The sequence below is a fragment of the Lentzea sp. genome, assembly GCF_035525475.1.
GTDB lineage: Bacteria > Actinomycetota > Actinomycetes > Mycobacteriales > Pseudonocardiaceae > Lentzea.
The window spans coordinates 1-20,907 of sequence record NZ_DATLEC010000154.1; the positions used below are offsets into that span (position 1 = coordinate 1).

The 20,907-nt window shown below is 69.7% G+C and carries 24 protein-coding genes; 6 read left to right on the top strand and 18 right to left on the bottom strand.

Annotated features, from left to right (window positions below):
* Window positions 1-7: 7 nt before the first annotated feature.
* From VM306_RS25710 to VM306_RS25725, 4 genes are all read right to left on the bottom strand, one after another.
* On the bottom strand, window positions 8-535 hold the full coding sequence (locus VM306_RS25710; protein WP_325519621.1) for a pyridoxamine 5'-phosphate oxidase family protein: 528 nt from the start codon (window positions 533-535) through the stop codon (window positions 8-10).
* Between the two features lie 38 nt (window positions 536-573).
* Window positions 574-1,170, bottom strand: coding sequence for a pyridoxamine 5'-phosphate oxidase family protein (locus VM306_RS25715; RefSeq protein ID WP_325519514.1), 597 nt, complete (start codon window positions 1,168-1,170; stop codon window positions 574-576).
* Between the two features lie 62 nt (window positions 1,171-1,232).
* Window positions 1,233-1,817, bottom strand: coding sequence for a DinB family protein (locus VM306_RS25720; RefSeq protein ID WP_325519516.1), 585 nt, complete (start codon window positions 1,815-1,817; stop codon window positions 1,233-1,235).
* 4 nt (window positions 1,818-1,821) lie between these two features.
* On the bottom strand, window positions 1,822-2,145 hold the full coding sequence (locus VM306_RS25725; protein WP_325519518.1) for a hypothetical protein: 324 nt from the start codon (window positions 2,143-2,145) through the stop codon (window positions 1,822-1,824).
* 104 nt (window positions 2,146-2,249) lie between these two features.
* On the opposite strand from VM306_RS25725, the gene VM306_RS25730 reads away from it, so the two are divergent.
* Window positions 2,250-3,908: a M14 family metallopeptidase gene (locus tag VM306_RS25730; protein ID WP_325519520.1), complete on the top strand. Its 1,659-nt coding sequence runs from the start codon at window positions 2,250-2,252 to the stop codon at window positions 3,906-3,908.
* 9 nt (window positions 3,909-3,917) lie between these two features.
* Here the strand turns inward: VM306_RS25730 and VM306_RS25735 are convergent, their stop codons facing one another.
* Complete coding sequence (locus tag VM306_RS25735; RefSeq protein ID WP_325519522.1) at window positions 3,918-5,123, bottom strand: FAD-dependent monooxygenase; 1,206 nt, start codon at window positions 5,121-5,123, stop codon at window positions 3,918-3,920.
* Window positions 5,124-5,209: 86 nt separating this feature from the next.
* Here VM306_RS25735 and VM306_RS25740 point away from each other — a divergent pair, with 86 nt between their 5' ends.
* Complete coding sequence (locus VM306_RS25740; RefSeq protein WP_325519524.1) at window positions 5,210-5,746, top strand: TetR/AcrR family transcriptional regulator; 537 nt, start codon at window positions 5,210-5,212, stop codon at window positions 5,744-5,746.
* Between the two features lie 143 nt (window positions 5,747-5,889).
* Window positions 5,890-6,654, top strand: a complete 765-nt coding sequence (locus VM306_RS25745; RefSeq protein ID WP_325519526.1) for an alpha/beta fold hydrolase — start codon at window positions 5,890-5,892, stop codon at window positions 6,652-6,654.
* Between the two features lie 14 nt (window positions 6,655-6,668).
* On the opposite strand, the gene VM306_RS25750 is transcribed toward VM306_RS25745, so the two are convergent.
* The 4 genes from VM306_RS25750 to VM306_RS25765 form a co-directional block, all read right to left on the bottom strand.
* A complete protein-coding gene (locus VM306_RS25750) occupies window positions 6,669-7,079 on the bottom strand; it encodes a hypothetical protein (protein ID WP_325519528.1) in 411 nt (136 codons plus the stop codon).
* A 42-nt stretch (window positions 7,080-7,121) separates the two neighbouring features.
* The gene (locus VM306_RS25755; RefSeq protein WP_325519530.1) at window positions 7,122-7,910 is read right to left on the bottom strand and encodes a pentapeptide repeat-containing protein; all 789 of its coding nucleotides are present in this window, start codon (window positions 7,908-7,910) and stop codon (window positions 7,122-7,124) included.
* Between the two features lie 5 nt (window positions 7,911-7,915).
* Window positions 7,916-8,839 (bottom strand): hypothetical protein, encoded by a 924-nt coding sequence (locus tag VM306_RS25760; protein WP_325519532.1) that lies wholly within the window; start codon window positions 8,837-8,839, stop codon window positions 7,916-7,918.
* A gap of 70 nt (window positions 8,840-8,909) precedes the next feature.
* A complete protein-coding gene (locus VM306_RS25765) occupies window positions 8,910-9,869 on the bottom strand; it encodes a hypothetical protein (RefSeq protein WP_325519534.1) in 960 nt (319 codons plus the stop codon).
* A gap of 299 nt (window positions 9,870-10,168) precedes the next feature.
* Between VM306_RS25765 and VM306_RS25770 the strand changes: the two genes are divergently transcribed.
* Window positions 10,169-14,230, top strand: a complete 4,062-nt coding sequence (locus VM306_RS25770; RefSeq protein WP_325519536.1) for a TIR domain-containing protein — start codon at window positions 10,169-10,171, stop codon at window positions 14,228-14,230.
* Here VM306_RS25770 and VM306_RS25775 read toward each other — a convergent pair.
* The gene (locus VM306_RS25775) at window positions 14,227-14,826 is read right to left on the bottom strand and encodes a hypothetical protein (protein ID WP_325519538.1); all 600 of its coding nucleotides are present in this window, start codon (window positions 14,824-14,826) and stop codon (window positions 14,227-14,229) included. The two genes, VM306_RS25770 and VM306_RS25775, sit on opposite strands and share 4 nt — an antisense overlap.
* Window positions 14,827-14,976: 150 nt before the next feature.
* Here VM306_RS25775 and VM306_RS25780 point away from each other — a divergent pair, with 150 nt between their 5' ends.
* Window positions 14,977-16,395 carry a M35 family metallo-endopeptidase gene (locus VM306_RS25780; RefSeq protein ID WP_325519540.1) on the top strand — a complete coding sequence of 473 codons (1,419 nt, stop codon included), beginning with the start codon at window positions 14,977-14,979 and terminating at the stop codon, window positions 16,393-16,395.
* Here VM306_RS25780 and VM306_RS25785 read toward each other — a convergent pair.
* Window positions 16,392-16,958 (bottom strand): TetR/AcrR family transcriptional regulator, encoded by a 567-nt coding sequence (locus tag VM306_RS25785; protein WP_325519542.1) that lies wholly within the window; start codon window positions 16,956-16,958, stop codon window positions 16,392-16,394. The two genes, VM306_RS25780 and VM306_RS25785, sit on opposite strands and share 4 nt — an antisense overlap.
* A gap of 67 nt (window positions 16,959-17,025) precedes the next feature.
* On the opposite strand from VM306_RS25785, the gene VM306_RS25790 reads away from it, so the two are divergent.
* Complete coding sequence (locus tag VM306_RS25790; protein ID WP_325519544.1) at window positions 17,026-17,517, top strand: FBP domain-containing protein; 492 nt, start codon at window positions 17,026-17,028, stop codon at window positions 17,515-17,517.
* 4 nt (window positions 17,518-17,521) lie between these two features.
* Here the strand turns inward: VM306_RS25790 and VM306_RS25795 are convergent, their stop codons facing one another.
* The 7 genes from VM306_RS25795 to VM306_RS25825 form a co-directional block, all read right to left on the bottom strand.
* Window positions 17,522-17,698 carry a hypothetical protein gene (locus tag VM306_RS25795; protein ID WP_325519546.1) on the bottom strand — a complete coding sequence of 59 codons (177 nt, stop codon included), beginning with the start codon at window positions 17,696-17,698 and terminating at the stop codon, window positions 17,522-17,524.
* Window positions 17,699-17,839: 141 nt separating this feature from the next.
* Window positions 17,840-18,301, bottom strand: coding sequence for an SRPBCC domain-containing protein (locus VM306_RS25800; protein WP_325519548.1), 462 nt, complete (start codon window positions 18,299-18,301; stop codon window positions 17,840-17,842).
* A complete protein-coding gene (locus VM306_RS25805) occupies window positions 18,298-18,654 on the bottom strand; it encodes a helix-turn-helix transcriptional regulator (RefSeq protein WP_325519550.1) in 357 nt (118 codons plus the stop codon). Before VM306_RS25805 ends, VM306_RS25800 begins: the two co-directional genes overlap by 4 nt.
* Window positions 18,651-19,115 carry an SRPBCC domain-containing protein gene (locus VM306_RS25810; RefSeq protein ID WP_325519552.1) on the bottom strand — a complete coding sequence of 155 codons (465 nt, stop codon included), beginning with the start codon at window positions 19,113-19,115 and terminating at the stop codon, window positions 18,651-18,653. Before VM306_RS25810 ends, VM306_RS25805 begins: the two co-directional genes overlap by 4 nt.
* Window positions 19,116-19,204: 89 nt before the next feature.
* The gene (locus tag VM306_RS25815) at window positions 19,205-19,363 is read right to left on the bottom strand and encodes a DUF397 domain-containing protein (RefSeq protein WP_325519554.1); all 159 of its coding nucleotides are present in this window, start codon (window positions 19,361-19,363) and stop codon (window positions 19,205-19,207) included.
* Entirely contained in the window at window positions 19,326-20,204 is an 879-nt protein-coding gene (locus tag VM306_RS25820; protein WP_325519556.1) for a helix-turn-helix transcriptional regulator, read from the bottom strand. The genes VM306_RS25815 and VM306_RS25820 overlap by 38 nt, the downstream gene beginning before the upstream one ends.
* Window positions 20,205-20,299: 95 nt before the next feature.
* On the bottom strand, window positions 20,300-20,884 hold the full coding sequence (locus VM306_RS25825; RefSeq protein WP_325519558.1) for a TetR family transcriptional regulator: 585 nt from the start codon (window positions 20,882-20,884) through the stop codon (window positions 20,300-20,302).
* Between the last annotated feature and the right edge of the window lie 23 nt (window positions 20,885-20,907).

Consider the following 20,907-nt stretch of genomic DNA (forward strand, 5'->3'; position numbering starts at 1 on the left):
CCCCGTCTCAGGCCTGGAGTTCGGCGCCCGCGTGCTGGACCGCTTCCTGTCGCGCTGACCGCCGCTCGACGAGCTCCTGCACGGCACTGGGCAGCGTCGTGTCGAAGTCGATCAGCTTCGCCCACGTCGGCGTCACCACGACCCGCACCATGCCGTCGTAGAGGTCGCGGACCTCGCGCTCCCACTCCACCCGCTGCTGCGCGGTCATGCCGTAGCTGCCGTTCATCTGCAGGTACTCGTCCGGGATGCCGTCCACGACGTCCAGCTCGACCGTGCCGCGGATCAGCAGGATCGCCGGCGGGTGCACCTCGGTGTCGATCGTCAACGCCACCACCGGGTTCGCCTTCAGCGCGGGCAGCTTCGGCGCGTTCGTCGACGTGCACACCACGACCTGCTCGCCGTTCCAGGTGAACGCGATCGGGATCGCGCGCGGCGTCCCGTCCTTCGCCACGTACGCCATCCTGCACAGGTCGCGGTGCAGCAACTCCCTGCTCAGCGGCCGGTCCAGCACCTCGGAGATCTCGCTTCGCGTCATCATGCCCCCGGGACGGAGCCGTCACGCCGTTCTCGACATCACCCGCTGAGCAGATCCTCCTGCCGCGCCGGCAGCGGCAACGGCATCGCCGGCAGCCCGTCGATGCTCGCGTTGTTGTACGGCTTCTTGTTCGTGTACTCGCGGAACTCCTCGTCGGTCTTGCGGCCGAAGTAGTCCGCGTGCAGCTCCCGCTCCGAGCGGTAGTCCATGAACGGCACCGCGAACCCGCACGTGTCGCTGATCAGCTCCGCCGTCACCACCACGACCGCGCGCACCGCAGGCCCGTCCGCCTCACCGAACCCCGCCACCAGCTCCGCGAACCGCGGGTCGTCGCGGAACACGGGCTCGCCACGGCCGTGGACGCGCACGATGTTCGGCGGCCCCTCGAACGCGCACCACATCAACGTGATACGGCCGTTCTCCCGCAGATGCGCGACCGTCTCGGCGTGACTGCCGCCGAAGTCGAGGTAGGCCACCGTGCGGTCGTCGAGGATCCGCAGCGTCCCCTGACGGCCCTTGGGCGAGAGGTTGACGTGACCGTCGCCGGCCAGCGGAGCGCTGGCCACGAAGAACACCTTCTGGTTCTCGATGAACTCCCACAGCCGCGGCTCGATGCGCTCGTATTCCTTACCCATGCTCAGCAGTATCGAGGGGCCCGCGCGCCGCTGTCAGCGCCTTTCCCAGCGGGTGAACGACCTCACGCCCGGCCGGAGGCCTCCCGCGCCGCCTGCTCCACCCGCTCGCGGTACACCGCCCAGTCGTGGTCGGGCAGGTTCGACCCGCCCTGCCGCAGACCCGCCTCACCGTCGATGGTCTCCCGCACGATGTCCGCGTGCCCGGCGTGCCGGTTGGTCTCGGCGATCATGTGCACCAGCAGCAGGTGCAGCGTCACGTACTTGCGCTCCTCTGGCCACCACGGCACCACACCGGGAGCGTCCAGCGGCAGCTCGGTGATCACCGTGTCGGCGAACTCCGTCACACGCCGGTAGAGCGAGGTGATGTCCTCGCGCGACTCCCCGGCGGTGGCGAACATGTCCGCGTTCGGGTCGGTGTCGAGGTGGTCCATCCACGACAGCTTCTCGCTGAACGAGCGGCCCATGCAGTCGCCGAAGTAGCCCTGCTCGGTGCTCGCGAGGTGCTTGACCAGGCCCAGCAGGTTCGTGCCCGTCGGGGTGACCGGGCGGCGCACGTCGTACTCCGACAGGCCCTCGAGCTTCCAGAGCATGGTCTCGCGGGCCGTGCGGAGATAGCGGTGCAGGTCGGTTTTCGGATCGGACGCCATGCCCTCAGCCTTGCAGAGACGGCGCCGACGCGGCCGCGATTTCCTCCACGCGGGCGTGGTGCTCGACCCAGAACGACGCAGGCACCGCAGGCATGTTCGAGTTGCCGTCCTGCATGCCCGTGGCGCCGTCGATGAGCTCGCGCACCACGTCCGGGGACCACACTCGGAACGCCCGCGTGAACAACCCCGTCCCGGCCCCCAGATCCAGCACGACGCGTCCCGGCGCGACATACGGCGTCACGGCCGAGCGCCAGGACGGCAACCCCGTCAACGAAATCTCACGGGCCACCCGGTACGCGAAGGCCTCCACGGCGTCGTAGCGCGTCATCCCACCAGACAACCCCATACGGATGGCGGGATGACAGTGGACCTTCACACCCACTTCACTTGGCGGAGCCAGGTCCCTGCCGTGGTCCGAAAGGGTTGCCCTGCATGCGAAAGAGCCATCTCAGACCCCTGATCGGGGTAACCGTCGCCGCGAGCGTCGTGTTCGCCATGGGAGGCGTGCCGACCGGCGCGGCCCCCGGCGCCCAGGAAACGTCGACCAACTACCAGGTCAGCAACGTCCGCACCGCCGAGCAGCGCACCAAGCTCGCCAAGTCCGGCGCCGCGATCGACTCGGTCGAGGAGCACGGCATCGTCGTGATCACCGCCACCGAGCGCGAGGCCAAGAGCCTCAAGGCCCAGGGCTTCGAGGTCATCGAGCTGCCCAAGCGGCTGGAGGCGAACTCGGAGATCGGCCCGTTCGACTTCCCCGCCGCGGACTCCAACTACCACAACTACGCGGAGATGACCGCCGAGATCAACCAGGCCGTCGCCGCGTACCCGAACCTGATCACCAAGCAGGTCATCGGCAAGTCCTACGAGAACCGCGACATCATCGCGCTCAAGATCAGCGACAACGTCGGCGTCGACGAGAACGAGCCGGAGGTGCTGTTCACGCACCACCAGCACGCCCGTGAGCACCTCACCGTCGAGATGGCGCTGTACCTGGTCAACCAGTTCACGACCCAGTACGCGAGCGACGCGCGGATCAAGGGCCTCGTGGACACCCGCGAGATCTGGATCATCCCCGACGTCAACCCCGACGGCGGCGAGTACGACATCGCCACCGGCAGCTACCGGTCGTGGCGCAAGAACCGGCAGCCCAACGCCGGGTCCAGCAACGTCGGCACCGACCTCAACCGCAACTGGGACTACAAGTGGGGCTGCTGCGGCGGTTCCAGCGGCAGCACCGGCTCCGAGACCTACCGCGGCCCCAGCGCGGCGTCCGCGCCCGAGGTGAAGGTCGTGTCCGACTTCGTGCGCGGCCGCAACGTCGGTGGCAAGCAGCAGATCAGCGCGTCCATCGACTTCCACACCTACAGCGAGCTCATCCTGTGGCCGTGGGGCTGGACCTACGACGACGTCGCGCCCGGCCTGACCCAGGACCAGCGCGACACGTTCGCCACCATCGGCCAGTCCATGGCCGCCAGCAACGGCTACACCCCCGAGCAGTCCAGCGACCTCTACATCACCGACGGGTCCATCCCCGACTGGCTGTGGGGTGCGCAGGGCGTCTTCGCCTACACCTTCGAGATGTACCCCGGCAGCAGCGGTGGCGGCGGCTTCTACCCGCCCGACGAGGTGATCCCGGCGCAGACCTCCCGCAACAAGGAGGCCGTGCTGCAGCTGCTCGAACGCGCCGACTGCCCCTACGAGGCCATCGGCAAGGAAGCGCAGTACTGCGGCGTCGACCCGCCGCTGCCCGGCAAGTACTTCGAGAACGCCGCGGACTTCACGATCGCGGACAACACCACGATCAACTCCCCGATCGCGGTGTCCGAGGTGACGGGCAACGCGCCGTCGACCCTCAAGGTGGCCGTCGACATCAAGCACACCTACCAGGGCGACCTGCGCGTCGAGCTCATCGCCCCGGACGGCACCGCCTACGTCCTGCACAACCGGAGCGGGGGCAGCGCGGACAACATCAACACCACCTACACCGTCAACGCCTCCGGCGAGGTCGCCAACGGCACCTGGCAGCTGCGGGTCAACGACAACGCCAACCAGGACACCGGGTTCCTCGACAAGTGGAGCCTGCAGTTCTGACCTGAGGGGTCAGGGCGCCGGTACGCCGGCGCCCTGATTCCCGTAGTCCTTCACCCGCACCGAGTCGTGCAGCCGCACGCCCGCCGAGTTCAGCTTCGCCAGCGGCCGCAGCAGCCACGACGGCAGCGACGTCATCGCCTGCGCGCCACGCGTCAGTCCCCACACGCCCAGCCGCGTCGAGGGGATCAGCGTCTTCGCCACACCGAGCGCGAACTTCCTGCTGGCGTGCACCAGCTCCCGCATCTCGTCCTCGTAGCGCGCGAACGCCGTCCCGTGGTCCGGGTTCGACGCCAGCTCGCCGGCCAGCACGTACGCGCCCACCACCGCGAGACTCGTGCTGCCGCCGATCGCCGGGCCGGGGCAGTAGGCCGCGTCCCCGACCAGCGCCACCCGCCCGCGTGACCAGGAGTCCTCGCGCAGCTGCGTGATCGAGTCGAAGTAGAACGCCCGGTCGCCGTCCAGACAGGACATCCACTCGTCCACCTGCGGGTGCAGCCCCGCGAACGCCTCGCGCAACAGCTGCTTCTGCCGTGCGACGTCGCGGTGGTGGTACTCGAGCTCGGGCGAGCGGAACAGGAACACCGCCCGCGCGTCGTCGATGTGCCGCGCCCCGTACACCGCCGCGCTGCGCCCCGGCCCCATGTGCCCGGTCATCGCCCCCGGCACGCCCATCTCCCGCGGCACCGACAGCACCGCCAGGTACGCGCCCGTGAACGTCTTCGCGACCTCCCCGAACACCAGCCGCCGCACGTTCGAGTGCAGCCCGTCCGCGCCGATGACCAGGTCGAACGCCCGCGGGGCGCCGTTGTCGAACGTGACCTCGTCGCCGATGGAGGTGATCGAGTCGCCGAACACGTACTCGACGTCCGCGCGCGTGGCGTCGTAGTAGATCTCGCTCAGGTCGTCGCGCATGATCTCGACGTGCTGGTCCGACGTCGCGGCGAAGATCTTCGTGGCGTCGACGCTGATCGGTTTGCGGGTGCCCTCGCGCAGGAACGTGAGCCGTTCGGTGCCCGTCGCCATCGACTCGACCCGGGGCAGGACGCCCATCTTCTCGGAGATGGTCATGGCCGGCTGGAACAGGTCCACCGCGTGCCCGCCGGTCTTGCGCAGCACCGGTGACCGCTCCACCACCGTCACCTCGTGCCCGTACCGGGTGAGCCAGTAGGCCAGCACCGGCCCGGCGATACTGGCCCCGGAAACTAGAATCCGCACGTCAATCCCCCTTACTTAACGGTCGGTAAGTGTCTGGGCGCAAGCGTACACCGCCGCCTTACCGACTGTTAAGTAAGATTCGGCGCGTGGCCCGACCGTCCGACACCAAGCAGCGCATCCTGCAGACCGCGCGCGAGCTGTTCGCCACCCAAGGGGTGCAGCAGACCAGTCTGCAGGAGATCGCCGACCGCCTCGGCATCACCAAACCCGCGCTCTACTACCACTTCGCCTCCCGCGAGGAGCTGATCCGCAGCATCGTCACCCCGCTGCTCGACGAAGGCGAGCAGTTCCTCCTGCGCATGCGGAACCGCACCGACGTGACGCCCCGCGAGCTCGTCGAGGGCTTCTTCGACTTCCACTACCGCCACCGCGAGGACGTCCTGCTCCTGCTCACCGAGATGACCACGCTCGCCGAGCTCGGCCTGATCGACGTCGTGCTGTCGTGGCGGGCCGGGCTCACCGAGCTGGTGTTCGGGACCGAGGCCACGCTGGAACAGCAGACCCGCGCCGTGCTGGCGTTCGGCGGGATGCAGGACTGCACCATGCAGTTCCCCGACGCGTCGTTCGACGAACTTCGTGCCGCAACGGTCACGGCTGCATGCGCCGCACTCGGGATCGACTGATCGGCGTCTCCCGCCTGACGCGTTCGTAGGCGAACATCACGCGATAACCCTCAGCCAGATGAGAAACGGCTCTCGAAACCGGTCTCAGCTCACCTGACCGCGGGGTAGGGTCCGCACACAGAACCACCGCTGCCGGGAGAGACATGCGCGCCGTCGAGATCAGACCTGGGGTCCGCATCCGCTGGGTCGAGGTGCCGGGAGCCACACCCGCGAGGGTCTACCTGCACGGGCTCGGCGCGTCGTCGGCGCCCTACTACGCCGAGGCCGTCGCACACCCGCTGCTGGCGGGCCGCCGCAGCCTGATGATGGACATGCTCGGCTTCGGCATCAGCGACCGCCCCACCGGCTTCGCCTACTCCCTCGAAGGCCACGCCGACGCCCTCGCCGTGGCGCTCGCGAAGATCGGCCTGCGCCGCAACGAGATCATCGGCCACAGCATGGGCGGCGCCGTCGCCATCGTGCTCGCCGCCCGCCACCCCGAGATGGTGCGCTCGCTCGTCCTGGTCGACCCGCACGTCGACCCCGCCCGCCCCTCGCTCGGCGCACCCGGCAGCCGGGGCATCGCCGCCTACAACGAGGCCGACTTCCTCAGCCACGGCTTCGAGCGCGTGCTGCGCGACGTCGGACCGCACTGGGCCGCCACCATGCGCATGGCGGGCCCCGAAGCGCTCCACCGCAGCGCCGTCGACCTGGTCCGCGGCACCTCGCCGACCATGCGCAAGCTGTTGCTGGAACTGGAGATCCCGCGCGTCTTCCTGCACCCCGAGGACGCCCCGCCCACTGGCGGCCGCGAGCTCGCCGCGGCCGGTGTCCAGATCATCTCCGTGCCGAACACCGGCCACAACATCATGATCGACAACGTCGAGGGCTTCGCCCGCGCGGTCGCCCAGCAGCGTTTGTCGGTCTAACAGGGCCTGCCGGTCTAGCAGCGGCGGCTGGAGTAGGCGCTCCAGCCGTCCTCGCCCAGGTTCACGACGCCGAGCGCGCGCGTGCACCGGCTGATCGTGGCGGTCGCCTTGGACCACACCTCGCGCTGGTCGAGGCGGCCCACCACCCTGCCGTGCTCGACGTTGTCGTCGGTGGCGACCGCGGCGACGACGTGGAAGTCGTCGTACCGCGACGCCCAGTCCGCCCACACGAACACGTAGCCCCAGTTGGTGCCGCAGCCCGCGAACTGCTTCACCGAGGCGGCGGTCCGACCGTCGAAGTTCACGTACGCGGTCGACCCGATCTGCTGGGCCGACGCACAGCCCGGCGGAGTCTCGGCGTGCGCGACACCGGGTGCGAACATGCCCGCCACCGCGGCGGCGATGATCAGCAGTGCCTTCTTCATGATCGGCACTGTGGCAGCGGCCGCTGACACGACCCTGACACCTCAGCGGCGCCGGGCGGGCTCCGCGGTCCAGTGCGCCGGCCGGGTCAACGCCGCCGGCAGCTTCGTGCGAACGTTGCCACGCGCGGCGTTGACCTGCGGCTGCGTGAGGAACAGGCACGTGCTCAGATCCGCCCCCGACAGGTCCGCGCCCCGCAGGTCGGCACCGATCATGTCCGCCCGCGCCAGGTCCGAGTTCGCCAGGTCGGCACCGATGAGGTACGCACCCCGGAAGTCGGCGCTGCCGAGGTTCTTGTTCCGCAGGCGCGCGCCGATCAGGTCCGCACCCCGGTAGGACTTCCCCCCGGCGCGCAACCGTTCGCTGGTGCGCAGCAGCAGGACGTTCACCTTGGCGCGGATCTCCGCGACGTCGAGCGCCAGGATGTCGTCCGGTGCCGCGACCGTGTGCCGTTCGACCTCGGCGTAGGCGGTGACGAGGTCGTCGTGCGGGTCCAGGCGCCCGGCCTCGGCGAGGTACCAGAGCAGCTCGTGCAGCTGCCGGGCCACGGGGAACACCGCGAACATCTTCTGCCGCTCACCGGTGCGCCAGTCCACGCCCTGGAACACCGTCTGCGACACCCGCTGACCCGCACCGAAGCAGTCGTAGACCGTGCAGCCGGAATAGCCCTTCTGCCGCAACCGGTCGTGGATGCCGCACCGGTGGTCGGCCAGCAGGTTGCGGCACGGCGTGCCCGCGTCCTTGGTGGCCGCGAAGTCCGCCGACTTCGCGAACGGCAGTGCGACGCAGCACAACCCGAAGCAGTTGGCGCAGTCGCCTCTGAGCTCGTTCATCGCACTCAGGATACGGTGCGTGACCTCCGCGCCTTGAGCTGCGCGTTGAACTCCTTGCGATCCGTGAGTTCGACGTTGTCACCGGGCCTCAGACGCGACGCCAGGCCGCGCATCTCCCGGATGTGGTCATCGCCTACCTTCCACATGCCGGTCACGCTGGCCTCGGCAGCGTTGTTGGCGTTCGTGAGCATCTCTTCCGAGCGTTCGAGCGACACCGTGGCGATCAGCTCGTGCCACATCAGCCGTTCGTCGTCGAGATCATCGTCGTAGACCTCGTTGAAGCCGGCCTCGTTCAAGATGCCCTTGGCCAGCTCGATCATCGACGTGAAGTGATCACTCATCGAGTTCAGCGTCGCCACGAGCGCGCCGGATTTCGTGATCGTGGTGGCTTCCTCGAGCACTGAGCACTGGATGCCGACGATCTGCCGAAGTGGGTTGACGGCGTTGGCCTCCCGCGCCAGCGGTGAGCACGCTTCTGCCAAAGCCTCCGGCACGCCTTTGCTCCGGGCATCGAAGTACATGCCGGTGGCGAACAGGTATGCGTCCGCCGGCAAGTGTTTCAACACCGAGCGGAGATCAGCCCGCACCACGGCGACATCGATCGGGTCGCTCGACAGCGCCTCGATCGCGGACTTCAACGGAACACTCGCACACCGCGCCCAAGCGCCGAGAAAGGCGGCCTTCTGCAGCGCCCTCCACATCGGGGGGTCACCAGGCTGGTCTTGGAACTCGAACTCGCGTTCCCGCCAGTAGTCGAGCCCCAGCTGCTTGGCGAAGTCCCTCTCGGACGGCTCGCGCAGATCGGTTTTGTCGTGGTGCTCACCGACGATGTTGAACTTGCCCTCGGTGACCGCGCGCTGCACCGCCTGGTTTCCCGCCAGCGCCTGCAACGCGAGCAGCGCCTCCGGTGATCGTCTGTGAACACCCACCGCGAACCTCCTTGGCGCCGTTCAGCTCAATGGTGCTGAACTGTTCGGCGCCCAGGCAAGCTCGCTCGCACTATCGGCGCAACGCCCGCAGCTCGGCCGCCGCCTCGTCGAGCTGCCGCTCCGCCCGTTCCGCACGGGTCAGCGTCTGCGCCCGCGCGTCCTCCACCACCGCAAGCGTCTGCCGCACCGCCGCCACCTGCTCCGCGGCCTCCTGCCTGACCTGCGCGAGCCGCGCGTCGAACTCCCCACGAGCCCGCTCCAGCTCCCTGTGCGCGTCCGTCGCGGTCTGCTCGGCCCGTTCCGCCCGCACCACGGCCTGGTCACGGGCCTTCGCGGCACGACTGACGGTTTCCGCCGCCTCCTGACGCGCCGCCTCCACCTGAGCAGCGGCATCGCGCCGAGCCTGCTCAGCGGCCTCGACCGCAGCCGCCATCTCGGCCTTGGCCCGCTCGGCGACCGACTGAGCCTCCGCCCGCGCCTCTTCGACTTCCCGAACGGCCTGAGCACGGGCCTGTTCGATCTCCTTCGCGGCCTGCCGCCGTGCCTGCTCGGCGTGCTTCACCGCGTCAGCCTTCGCCTGCTCCGCCTCGGCACGGATCTCCTCGACCAGCGCCGCCGCCTGCACCCTGACCTCGGCCACCTCCGCCCCGGCCCGTTCCACAGCAATCCGCGCCGCCTCCCGGGACTCGTCCCGCTCGGTCAGCGCGGCGTCCGCGGTCTCGTCGGCTTCCTCCGCCGCCCGCACCGCCTGCTCGGTCGTCTCCTCGGCGGCCTTGCGCGCCTTCTCCGCGTCGTGCCGGCGCCGCTCCGCCGCGGCGAGTTCTGCCTGCGCCTCGGCGACCCGGCGGGCGGCCTCGGCCTCCGCCGCCTGGATCTGGCTCTCCGCGACGCTCGGGTCCGCCATCGCGTTCAGCTCACCCACGGCCCGCCCGAGGGTCTGCGTCATCTGCTCGGACAGCACCCGGAAGCGGTCGAGGAGCTCTTCAGCCCTGATCTTGGCGGTACCGGAGACCCTCGGGAGATTCGTCACGGTGACGACCTCCAAGTTCTGCTCGGGGGTTTCGGCCAGCCGTTGCCGCTCCCTCCACGCCCGCCATCGCGTGTGCTCCGGGAGGTCGCAGTACTCCGAGGGCCTACCGGGCCCGCCACCTCGGAAAACAGGGCGTTCGCAGCCGGGGAAGTTGCAGCTCGTCTCCACCCGGATATCGTAGCAGAATTACGTGTGTAGTTACGTTATCCAACGCAACGCTACCTAATCAGGCGAGAAAACGCTGACCGCCGATAAGTGAACGTTATCGGCGGTCAGATTCTGGATGGATCCGGTTAGGATTGCGGGCCAAACGAGTCGGGCCGGAGGTGGTCGTGGCCGAGGTCTTCCTGAGCTACGCCACGCCGGACAAGGCGCTGGCGCAAGACGTCTTCGCCTGGCTGACCAGCGCCGGCCACACCGTCTTCTTCGACCGCGACCACCGGCGCGGCATCGAGCTCGGCGAGGACTGGAAACACCGCCTCTACCGGGAACTGCGCCACGTCGACGCCGTCGTCTCCCTGGTCAGCCCCGACTACATCGCCTCGACCTGGTGCACCGCCGAGGTGGCCATCGCCGACGCCCGCGGCTGCCGGATCCTGCCCCTGCGCACCACCGCCGCAGCCCATCCCCTGCTGGACCGTCAGCAGTACGCCGACCTCGACGACCCCGCCCGTGCTCGTGAATGGCTGCTCACCGCACTCCGGCGCATCGACACCGACGGGTTCCGCGAGTGGCGCGACGGCGACAACCCCTACCCCGGTCTCGAACCGTTCACGCGAGAGCTCAGCGGGGTGTTCTTCGGCAGGGCCCGCGAGACCAGGGCACTGGCCGCGAAGATCAGGGCCGACGACGGGCACGCCGTCACCGCGGTGACCGGACCGTCGGGCTGCGGCAAGTCCTCCCTGGTCAGAGCCGGTCTGATGCCCGCGCTCACCGACTGGCTGTGCCTGACACCGTGGACACCGGGGGACGACCCGGTCGTCGCGCTGGCCCACTCGATCGCCGACACCGCCCGCCGCGGCGGCCTGCCCTGGAAACTCAGGGAGGTCCGCGAACGCCTCGACCACGACACCGGACTCGACGAGCTGGCCCGGGAGCTGCTCGCCGACAGCGACGGCCCGCGCAGAACCCGGCTCCTCGTCACGATCGACCAGGGCGAGGAGCTGTTCACCCGCGCCACCGACCGCGCCCGGCTCGCGCGTCTCCTGCACCGGCCCGGACCCGCCCGCACGGTCATCACGCTGCGGTCGGAGTTCCTCGACGACCTCAGCGAGCAGAGCGAGCTCGCAGGCGAGGTCGACCCGTTCCTGCTCGGGCCGCTGCCGAAGGACATGCTGCGCCTCGCTATCGAGGAACCCGCCGCCATCGCCGGACTGCGACCGGAACGCGAGCTGGTCGCCCGCCTCGTCGCGGACACGGAAACCGGCGACGCGTTGCCGTTGCTGGCGTTCACGCTCCAGCAACTCGCGGAGGGCCGGTCGCGCGGCGACGCGCTCAGCCTCCGTGACTACGACGCCCTCGCGGCGCAGTCCGGGTACCGCGACCTCACCGGACTGCACGCGGTGCTCGCCAGCCGCGCCGACCACGCGCTGGCCAAGGCCGTCGCCACCAGCGGGCTCGGCCGGGAAGACGTGCTCACCGGCCTGCTCAGGCTCGTCACCCTCGACGACGCGGACCGGCGCTCGCAACGCCGTGTCGCCGTCGACCAGCTGACCGCCGAGCACGCACGGGCGCTCGACGTGTTCGTCGACGAACGGCTGCTCACCAAGGACGGCACCGAGATCGGGCTCGCCCACGAAGCCCTGCTCACCGCCTGGCCCGCGCTGGACGAGCTGATCGAGGAGAAGGGCTCGGCCCTGCGCGCCGCACGGGTGGTCGAACGGGCCGCCGCGGACTGGGACGCCGCCGGCCGCGCCGAGACCCACCTCTGGCCGGGCGAACGCCTCGCCGGTCTCCCCCGGCTGACCCTCGACCAGCGCGGGCAGGACTTCCTCGCAGCCGGCCGCGCCCATGCCGACGCGCACCGAAGACAGAACCGTCGGCGGCGTGCGTCCATCACGACGGCTCTGGCGGCGCTGTCGGTCGCCGCGCTCATCGCCGCCGGGCTCGCGGTGTGGCAGACCCGCGAAGTCGCCGCCGAACGCGACGCCGCGACGGTGCGCGGCCTCGTCTCCCAGGCCGACGCGGTCCGCGACACCGACCCGAGGCTGTCCCTGCAGCTCGCCCTCGCCGCACATCGGATCGACCAGGGCGCCGTGCCGCTCGCGAGCCTGACCAGCACCGTCACCACGAACAACTACGCGGCCACGGCCAGCGGGCACACCAGCGCCGTGCGCTCGGTCGCGTTCAGCGCCGACGGCAGGCTGATGGCCTCCGGGGACGACGCCGACCACTCCGTGCGCCTGTGGGACGTCAGCGACCTCACCTCACCGAAGCCCCTCGGCACGCCGCTGACCGACCACTCGGGCTGGGTCCTCGCGACGGCGTTCAGCCCGGACGGCAGGACGCTCGCGACCGCGAGCTACGCCGAAGTGGTCCTCTGGGACGTCACCGACCCGGCCAAGCCGACCAAGCGGCACACCCTGCGGGCCCAGCCCACCGCGGGTGACTCAGTGCGCAGTCCGAGAACGCTCGGCCTCGCGTTCACCCAGGAGGGCCGCGTGCTCGCCGCGACGAACGGCGGTGCCCTCACCTTCTGGGCGATCGACCCGGCAGGACCGCGGCGGCTCAGCACGCCGATGCACCACTCCAGTGTGCACAGCGACGTGGTGATCAGCCCTGACGGGCTGGTCGCGGCCAGCGCCACCAGCTCGCGCGAGGTCGAGTCAGCGGGAGAGGTCGTGTTGTGGGACATCCGCGATCCCGCGAACCCGGTCGAACGAGGCCGGGCCGGGTTCGACCGCACCGTCACCGCTCTCGCGTTCGGCAAGGACGGCTCGACCCTGGCCGTGCCGCAGGGCGCCGTGGTGCAGCTGTGGAGGACGGCGCCTCTCCAGCGTCTCCACGATCTGCCCGGTGAGCACGCCAATGTGATCAACGACGTCGCTTTCTCCCCCGACGGACTCACCGTGGTCAGCACGAGCGAGGACGGCACCGCGATCATGTGGGACGTCAGCACGCCCGCCGCGGCGCACCCGATCGGCCTCCCGCTCGCGGACCACCGCGGCGCCGTCATCAGCACCGCCTTCACCCCGGACGGCACGGGGTTCGCCACCACGGGTGCCGACCGGGAGGTGGTCCTCTGGCACGCCCGCGACGTGCTGCGGCCGACCAGGTCCGGGGAGCCGTTCCGCACCCACGGCCTGGGCATCCGCACGCTGGCGATCCAGCCGGGCGGCCGTCTGATGCTCGCCGCGGCCTCCGAGGGCAAGGCCGTGTTGTGGAACATCAGCGACCCGGCACGGCCCCGGCCGGTGAAGACGATCCGGGAGGACGACCCCAGAGTCGTCACCATCGGTGAGCCGCGCACACCCGTCACGGCCGCGTTCAGTCCCGACGGCACGCTGCTCGCCATCCGCGACAACCCACCCGAGCACAACACGGTGACCCTCTGGAACGTCGCCGATCCCCGGCGCGTCACCGCGTATCCGAGGAGGTTGACCGGGAACACCGGCTTCCTCGTCGCGCTCGAGTTCAGCGCGGACGGGCACGCCCTGCGCACCGTCGGCAAGAACCTCGACCTGATGAGCTGGGACGTCAGCAACCCCAACGAGCCCCGCGAGACCGGCAGGGGCGGGATGCAGCGCACCGACACCCGGACCAGGGTCGACCTCAGCCCCGACGGCCGAACCCTTGTCACCGACAGCGAGCCCGGCGGCGAGCTGCTCCTGCGCGATGTCAGCGACCTGAACGACGTGCGTGAGCTCGGCAAGCTCCAGGACGGCAGCACGGCCGGGTTCACGTTCGCCCCCAACGGCCGGGTGCTCGTCACGACCGGGGACAAGGTCGCGTTGTGGGACGTCGCCGATCCCTTGTCACCACGCCGGTTCGACGGCGTGGTGGAAGTGGGCGACGCAAGCCACGCGGTCGCGTTCGACCCGGACAGCCGGATCCTGGCGGTGGGCACCGAGGGCGGCGCCGTGTCGTTGTGGAACGTCGAGGACCCCGACCACCCGCGCCCCGTCGGAACACCGTTGACCGGCCACAACGCACGGCTGACGGCACTGGCGTCCAGTCCCGACGGCCGTGTGCTCGCCTCGGGTGACGACAAGGGGACGGTGACGCTCTGGGACCTCTCCCGGCTTCAGGACGCGCGCGAGCACCTCCTTGAACGGGCCTGCGAGCGCGCCGGACGCGAGTTCACCGAGGACGAGTGGAACCGCCGCGTCGGTCAGGCCCAGCCGTACCGCACCGGCTGCTAGCCCGGCAGCCGGACGTCGAAGTACTCGTACTCACCGGGGTCGACGGTCTCGTTCTCGTTGAAGTCCATGACCGCGATCACGAACAGGGCGTCCACCTTCAGATCCGACCGCTCCTCGACGCCTTGGAACAGCACCTTCTCCTGGTCGTCCGAGTGTCTTTGCACCCGTTTCCCGGCGTAGTAGTTCTGCGCCTTCGCGTCCAGGAGCAACGTCATCCTGCCTTCCATCTTGTCCGGCATGCCCGTGCCGGGACGCAGGAACGCGACATCCATGAAGTTCTGGCCCGGCTCCAGCGCGAAGATCGTGCGGTCGGTCCACGAGATCATCCGCAACGCCACGTCGGTGGAGCGCTTCGGGAACCGGACCTCGAACTCGCCTCTGCCGATCTGCGTCTGCACCTCGTCGTGCCCGTTCTCGGCACGGGTGCGCATCGGCGCCTTCACGTCGTGCACCCAGAACTCCAGCCCCAGCACCGGGGACCTGGCCTGCTCGTCCGCGAACGGCTGCCCTTCCGGGAGCTCCGGCGACGGCTGCGCCGGCGTGGACTGGCAGGCGGCGAGAAGGGCCACGGCGGCGAGCGACCAGGCTTTCGGCACACCTGGGATCGTATTCAGCGGACTGCGGGAACAGGTCCGGCATTCGGGCGCAAACGCTTGAACGGGCAGCCGGAAGGGCAGTCCGCACAGCCCGCGAAACCGCCCCGCCTCCAGGACCGTTCAGCCCAGCGGGATGGTTCCAATAGTTCCGTGAAGCAGTGGGAGCGAGGTCCTGTTCCGGTTCCCGGTCGCGCCGGTGCCGTGCCGACGGCCGCGCGTCACCCGTTGCACCGGCTTCAGTCCGCCGCCGGCAACAAGGCCGTGCAGCGGTTCGTGGAGTCGCTCGGTGACAAGGTGCCGAAGAAGCAGCAGGACCGCGAGGCGCAGGAGCGGACCACGTTGCTGGTGCTCGCCGGACAGGCGGCCAGGATGACCGAGCCGTCCCTGTCCGAATCGGACCGGAGACAGGTGCGCGCCTTCCAGGGCGAGATCGACGAGCTCCTCCGCGCCAAGCCGCGCGACCGCGGGGCGATCGACGGACTCGTCGCGCGGGTCAACGACTTCGTCCCCACCCGCACGAAGGAAGTGGGGATGAAGCCGGTCCCGCTGGAGAACGACGAGTGGCCGGCGCTCGAGAGCGCTTTCGGCAGAGCCCGCGACCTGATCGAGCACGCGGAGGACGAACACGTCACCGAGCTGTTCGGACAAGCGCGGACGAAGGTGAAGGCGAACCTCGCGGCGATCGCCGCGCACCTCGCCTTCTGGCAGAGCGACCCCGGACGATGCATCCGCGTCGACCGGACCGGCGCCAACACGCTCAACTCGGGCGTCGGGCAGGCATCGAGGTTGATCCTGGCCGGCGACTTCGCATCCCGCGCTCGCTTCGAACGGACGCTGATCCACGAAGCGTCCCACGGGTGCGAACGCGTCCAGACCGTGGACTACGCCTACGCCAGCGCCTCCTACTTCAGGCAGCTGCCGCCCGAAGTCGCTCTGAAGAACGCCGACAGCTACGCCTACGCCGCGGACGGAGAGGCGCTCAGAGCCCTGCCAGAGCGAGATCACGCAGACCGTTCCGACCTCATCGAGCGAGCGTGTTTCGTGGTGTCGGAGAACTGGAAGCACGCCATGTGGCTGATCGAGTTCTACACGTCGCGGAGGGCGACGAACCAGGTCTCGTCGAAGCACAGCAACCTCCACCGCACCGAACTGGGCTTCAAGGACAAGAAGGACCACGTGCAGCTGCGCCTGGAACACGTCGCGGTCCTGCGCGACTTCTTCCACCTGGCCGGCGCGTACCTGTGCACCGGCTGCGAGGTGACCCTCACCGACAGGACGGGCTCGCTGTTGATCCACAAGGACGGCATGTCGCGACTCAAAGTGCGTGGATTCCTCGCCATGAGCGAGGAGGACCGGGTCGATGCCCTGCTGCGCGCGGTGGCGCGCAGCAGGGACCTGCCGCTGGACTTCGGGGAGGTCAAGTGGTCGAAAGCCTTGTTCGAGTGGTTCTTCGTCCAAGCCCGGCGCTCCGCGGAGGACAAGGCCATGTGGAAGTTCGTGAGCAGCCCCCGCGGCCAGCGGCGCGTTGGTGATGAGCAGGGCAAGGGGAAAGAACGCGAGCGCAGCTAGGCGGGCCACGCCCGCAGCAGCGAGTCGAGCGCGTCCAGCGCACGCGTCCACGACGCCTCGACCCCGCGCGGATGACTGCGGAACGCCCCCGAACGTTCGAGTGACACGTACCCGTGGAACGTGCTGTGCAGCAGCCGGACGGCGTCGGTCTGGTCGGGTTCCCACAGGTCGTAGCCCCGCAGGATCGCGCGGGTCAGCTCGGAGTGCCTGCCGGCGGCGCTGTCCGCGGCCACGTCCGGGTCGAGGGCCATCTGCGTCGCCGCGTACCGGCCTGGGTGCTCGCGCGCGTAGGCGCGGTAGGCGTGGGCGAACGCGACCAGGGCTTCGCGGCCCGAGCGTCCGCCGAGGGCTTCGGCCACGCGGTCCGCCAGCTCCGCCAGTGACTGGACGGCCAGGCGGACGCGCAGGTCGTGGGCGTTGCGGATGTGCGAGTACAGGGAGGCGTCCTTGACGCCGAAGTGGCGGGCGAGCGCGGACACCGTCACGTTCTCCAGGCCGATCTCGTCCGCCAGCTCCGCCGCCGCCTGTGTGAGGCGGTCGGCGGTGAGTCCCGCGCGTGCCATCCGTCACCCTTCCTAGGGCCGTTAATGATTTGCCTAGGACCTCTAGGAAAGCCTAGCGTCCCTGGTCATGAAGCCGCTGACCGAACACGACATCCGCGCGTCCTTCGTCAATTCCACCAAGGGCGAGGCGAAGCGCATGCACGTGCCCAGGGATCTCGGCGAACAGCCGTGGGACGACCTGGACTTCCTGGGCTGGCGAGATCCGGCCGCACCGGACCGCTCGTACCTCGTAACCGAGCTCGACGGGCGCCTCGTGGGCATCGCGCTGCGGCGGGCGGGCAAGTCCGGGCACGCGCGCAAGACCCTGTGCGCGTGGTGCCTGACCACGCACCAGGGTGACGGGGTGTCGCTGATGACCGCGCGCAAGGCGGGCAAGTCCGGGCAACTGGGCAACTCGGTCGGCGTCTACGTGTGCGCCGACCTGGCGTGTTCGCTGTACCTGCGCGGCAAGAAGAGCGCGGGGCCCGGATCGCGGTTCACGGAGTCGATCACGCTCGGAGAACAGGTCGAGCGCATGGTCTCCGGGGTGAGGGCGTTCCTCGATCGAGTGAACTCGTAGGGGATCAGAGCTCGAGCACCAGCTCCGCGGAGCAGGCGCGGGCACAGGGCCACGGGTCGCCGCATTCGGTGCAGCCGGTCGTCGCGGGCAGGTGCGTGTCCAGCACGTGCACCGCCCTCGTGCGGTAGCGCTCCAGGTCCGACTCCCAGTCGTGGCGGGAGGACGCGGTGGCACTCGTCATGGTCATCAATCCTCGGGTCGAGGTGCGTGGAGACCAGGATGCACCCGCGGGAGATCGTTCGGGAGGCGATTTCACGAATGACGACGATCGGCGGGTCGCCAAGACGACACGCCGACCGCCGCGCTCATAGATCGCTCCCGCTCACCACGGGTCCGGCAGGCTCCGCCCGGTGGTGATCAGGCTGTGCAGACTGCCGTTGACGTAGTGCAGCCAGGCCGTGGAGCAGGCATCGAAGCACTCGACGTCCGGCACCAGACCCACGTGCGTGAACCGCAGCTCGGTGCCGGTGTCCGTGGCGACGAGGTCGAACACGATCTCGCTGCCCGTCCACTCCTCCGGTTCGGAGACGAACGACAGGGTGCTGTCGATGACCTGCCAGACCACGCGGCGGCCAGGCTCGAGCTCGGTCACCCGCTGGCGGCTGTAGTGCTGCGGGGGATGCCGGTAGGTGAACTCCGCCCCCACCTCGTCGGTCCGGCCCTCGATCTCGCCCGTCCACCAGGCGCGGACGTCCAGGACGGCGGCGAAGACCTCGCCCGGTGACTGCTCGACCGTGTACGAGGTCGAGTACCCGGGCTCGGTGCGCGGTGTCTTCGTGGTCACGTCTCGTCCGCCCCTGTCCCGTCCTTGCCGCGCTGGATCCGCTCGGCGATGCGCTTGATCCGCTGCAACCGGGCGTCCCAGGTCGCCCCCACCGCGGACAGCTGCGCCACCGCACGCGCGAGCTGGTGCTCGTCGACCTCGTACCGGCGTTCGCGTCCCGCGGGCGCCGAGTGCACCAGCCCGGCGCGGTCGAGCACGCCCAGGTGCTTGGCGACCGCCTGCCGCGTGACGGGCAGCCGCTCGCTGAGCGAGGTCGCCGTGCCGCCCCCGTCACCGAGCAGCAGGTCGAGCATCCGCCGGCGGGTCGGATCGCCGACAGCGGACCACAGGTCGTCGTCGATCACGCTGGTCATGGCCGCGCGACCAGCTTGGTCGCCAGGGCGGCCAGCCGCGGCAGGAAGTGGTCCCAGCCCTGGGCGTGGTCGCTGTAGGCCTGCTCCAGCACGGCCGCCTCCCACCCGCGCTCCCGGAAACCGGTCTCCGTGAACCGCAGCAGCGTGCCGTCACCGGCCGCGACGAGGTCGAAGGTGACGAGCAGCGAGTTGTCCGGCGCCGGCGTCGCGTCCTGGTCGTACACCCACCGGAACGCGAACCGGCGGGGCGGGTCGGCCTCCACGACGGTGAGCTGCTCGACCTTCGCGTCCGGCGAGGCCGGGTCGCCGAAGGTGATGCTGCCGGTACCGCCGGGCACGGCGTCGAGCTCGGCCTCGTCGGGCCACCACTCGCGCAGGTGGTCGGCGGAGCTGACCACCTCGTACACCACCTCGGGGGTGGCGTCGATGCGGATCTCCCGTTCGATGCTCCCGTACTCCACGTGGTCCTCCAGGTTGACGCGCAACTATTGGTTGCACATCAACCTAGCCGCAGGACTTCAGTTGCGCAACCTTTGGTTGCACGAGTCTGTCAGGCGGATTTGACCTGACGCAGGAGCCGCGTCCACTGGTGGGCCGTGAGCGGGAGCTCGACGGAGGGGGACTTGCTGTCCCGGATGCCGACGCCGGGGCCCACCTCGACGCAGTTGCCGTCACTCGCGCTGTAGCTGCTCTTCCGCCACCTGGTCACCACGAGCCTCCTCACCGATGATGTCGGTGATCAGCTTCCTCGTTCGCTCCTCGTCCAACGCCGTCCGTCCGAGTGACTTCACCACGGTGTCGTAGCGGCCGACGGAGAGCTGATCTTCCAGGAACACGTTGGCTCCCTCGCTCTCGACGTAGATGATCGGCGGGATCTTCTTGAACTGCAGGCGGTCGAAGTCACCGGCAAGTCCGGCGTGCGGGCCGAACGCGGTGGGAATCAGGCGGATCATGAGGTAGGGCCGGACGGACAGACGCAGCAGGTGGTGCAGCTGCTCAGCCATGACGTCCTCGTTCCCGACCGGAAGCCGCAGCGCCTGCTCGTGCATGAAGATCGTGACGGTCCGGTAGCCGTCGAGGACCGCCCTTTGCCGGGCGGCCCGGCTCACCGCGAGCGCGCGGGCCTCGTCCGGTGCCAACGGCTTCGCGAGCGCGAGGTGTCGGGTGTACTCGGGCACCTGCAACATGCCGTGAACCACGTTCATCGACCAGCCGGTGATGTCCGAGGCGATCTTCTCGTGTTCGCGCAGTGTGCGCGCTCGGTCCGTGACGCCGGATTCCTTGGGCTGCAGCCAGTCCCTGACGTGCGTCTCGTGGTGCAGGGCCATCAGGTGGTCGAACTCGTCGGGCGGCGTGCGCAGCAGGCCGAGCAGTTTGGCGAGGTCGACGTCGGACGTGCCCGCCTTGCCGTTGACCAGTTCCGAGACCTTGGCTTCCTGCCATCCCAGCAACTCGGCGACCGCGCGGTTGGTCAGGCCGGCCGCCCGCAGCAGCGCCCGGATCGCGTCACCGAACTCGCGGCCGCGCACAGTGGATCTCCGCAGAGGCATGCGGGGACGGTAGAGGCGGCATTCCGTTTGGCTCCACCCATTCGCCCCAGGTCAACCTGAAAGCGTGCTGTTTGGCGGTGCTCCAAAGCCGCCGGTCAGGGCGCGACGGCCCGGCGGACGGTGTCGCGCAGCAGGTCACGGCGCCGTTCGTGCTCTTCGGCTGGTTCGTGGAGGGTGGCGGCGTAGACGTTGCTGACCGGCGACCACGCCATCGACATCGCGATGACCACGGCCATGATGTCGAAGGGGTCGCCGGCGCGGACCAGGCCCGCTTCCTGGGCGTCGGCGATGGCGCGCAGCTTGGCGTCGTCACGGCGGTCGGTCTCGGCGACGAGCAGGCCGGCGGGGCGGCGTTCCAGGCGGGCCCACGTGGCGAGGCGGATGAGGTCGGGGCGCTGGAGGTACTCGTCGTAGAGGCGCACGGCCCAGCCGGCGAGGTCGGTGGCGTCGATGGGGACGACGTTGACGATCCGGTCCAGCGAGCCGAAGAAGATCGCGTCGAACAGCCCGTCCTTGTTGCCGAAGTAGGCGTAGAGCTGGGCTTTGTTGGTGCGGGCCGCGGCGACGACGCGTTCGATGCGGGCTCCCGCGATGCCGTGCTCGGCGAACTCGGCGGTGGCGACCTCGATGATGCGTCGCCGGGTGGCCTCGCCCCGGGCCGTCAGCTGCTGGTCGGACATGGTCACACCTTACTGACAGAACA

Coding starts and splice junctions, on each gene's coding strand:
- VM306_RS25710 (WP_325519621.1), bottom strand. CDS start 535: ATGACGCGAAGCGAGATCTCCGAGGTGCTGGACCGGCCGCTGAGCAGG.
- VM306_RS25715 (WP_325519514.1), bottom strand. CDS start 1,170: ATGGGTAAGGAATACGAGCGCATCGAGCCGCGGCTGTGGGAGTTCATC.
- VM306_RS25720 (WP_325519516.1), bottom strand. CDS start 1,817: ATGGCGTCCGATCCGAAAACCGACCTGCACCGCTATCTCCGCACGGCC.
- VM306_RS25725 (WP_325519518.1), bottom strand. CDS start 2,145: ATGACGCGCTACGACGCCGTGGAGGCCTTCGCGTACCGGGTGGCCCGT.
- VM306_RS25730 (WP_325519520.1), top strand. CDS start 2,250: ATGCGAAAGAGCCATCTCAGACCCCTGATCGGGGTAACCGTCGCCGCG.
- VM306_RS25745 (WP_325519526.1), top strand. CDS start 5,890: ATGCGCGCCGTCGAGATCAGACCTGGGGTCCGCATCCGCTGGGTCGAG.
- VM306_RS25750 (WP_325519528.1), bottom strand. CDS start 7,079: ATGAAGAAGGCACTGCTGATCATCGCCGCCGCGGTGGCGGGCATGTTC.
- VM306_RS25755 (WP_325519530.1), bottom strand. CDS start 7,910: ATGAACGAGCTCAGAGGCGACTGCGCCAACTGCTTCGGGTTGTGCTGC.
- VM306_RS25785 (WP_325519542.1), bottom strand. CDS start 16,958: ATGGCACGCGCGGGACTCACCGCCGACCGCCTCACACAGGCGGCGGCG.
- VM306_RS25790 (WP_325519544.1), top strand. CDS start 17,026: ATGAAGCCGCTGACCGAACACGACATCCGCGCGTCCTTCGTCAATTCC.
- VM306_RS25795 (WP_325519546.1), bottom strand. CDS start 17,698: ATGACGAGTGCCACCGCGTCCTCCCGCCACGACTGGGAGTCGGACCTG.
- VM306_RS25805 (WP_325519550.1), bottom strand. CDS start 18,654: ATGACCAGCGTGATCGACGACGACCTGTGGTCCGCTGTCGGCGATCCG.
- VM306_RS25820 (WP_325519556.1), bottom strand. CDS start 20,204: ATGCCTCTGCGGAGATCCACTGTGCGCGGCCGCGAGTTCGGTGACGCG.
- VM306_RS25825 (WP_325519558.1), bottom strand. CDS start 20,884: ATGTCCGACCAGCAGCTGACGGCCCGGGGCGAGGCCACCCGGCGACGC.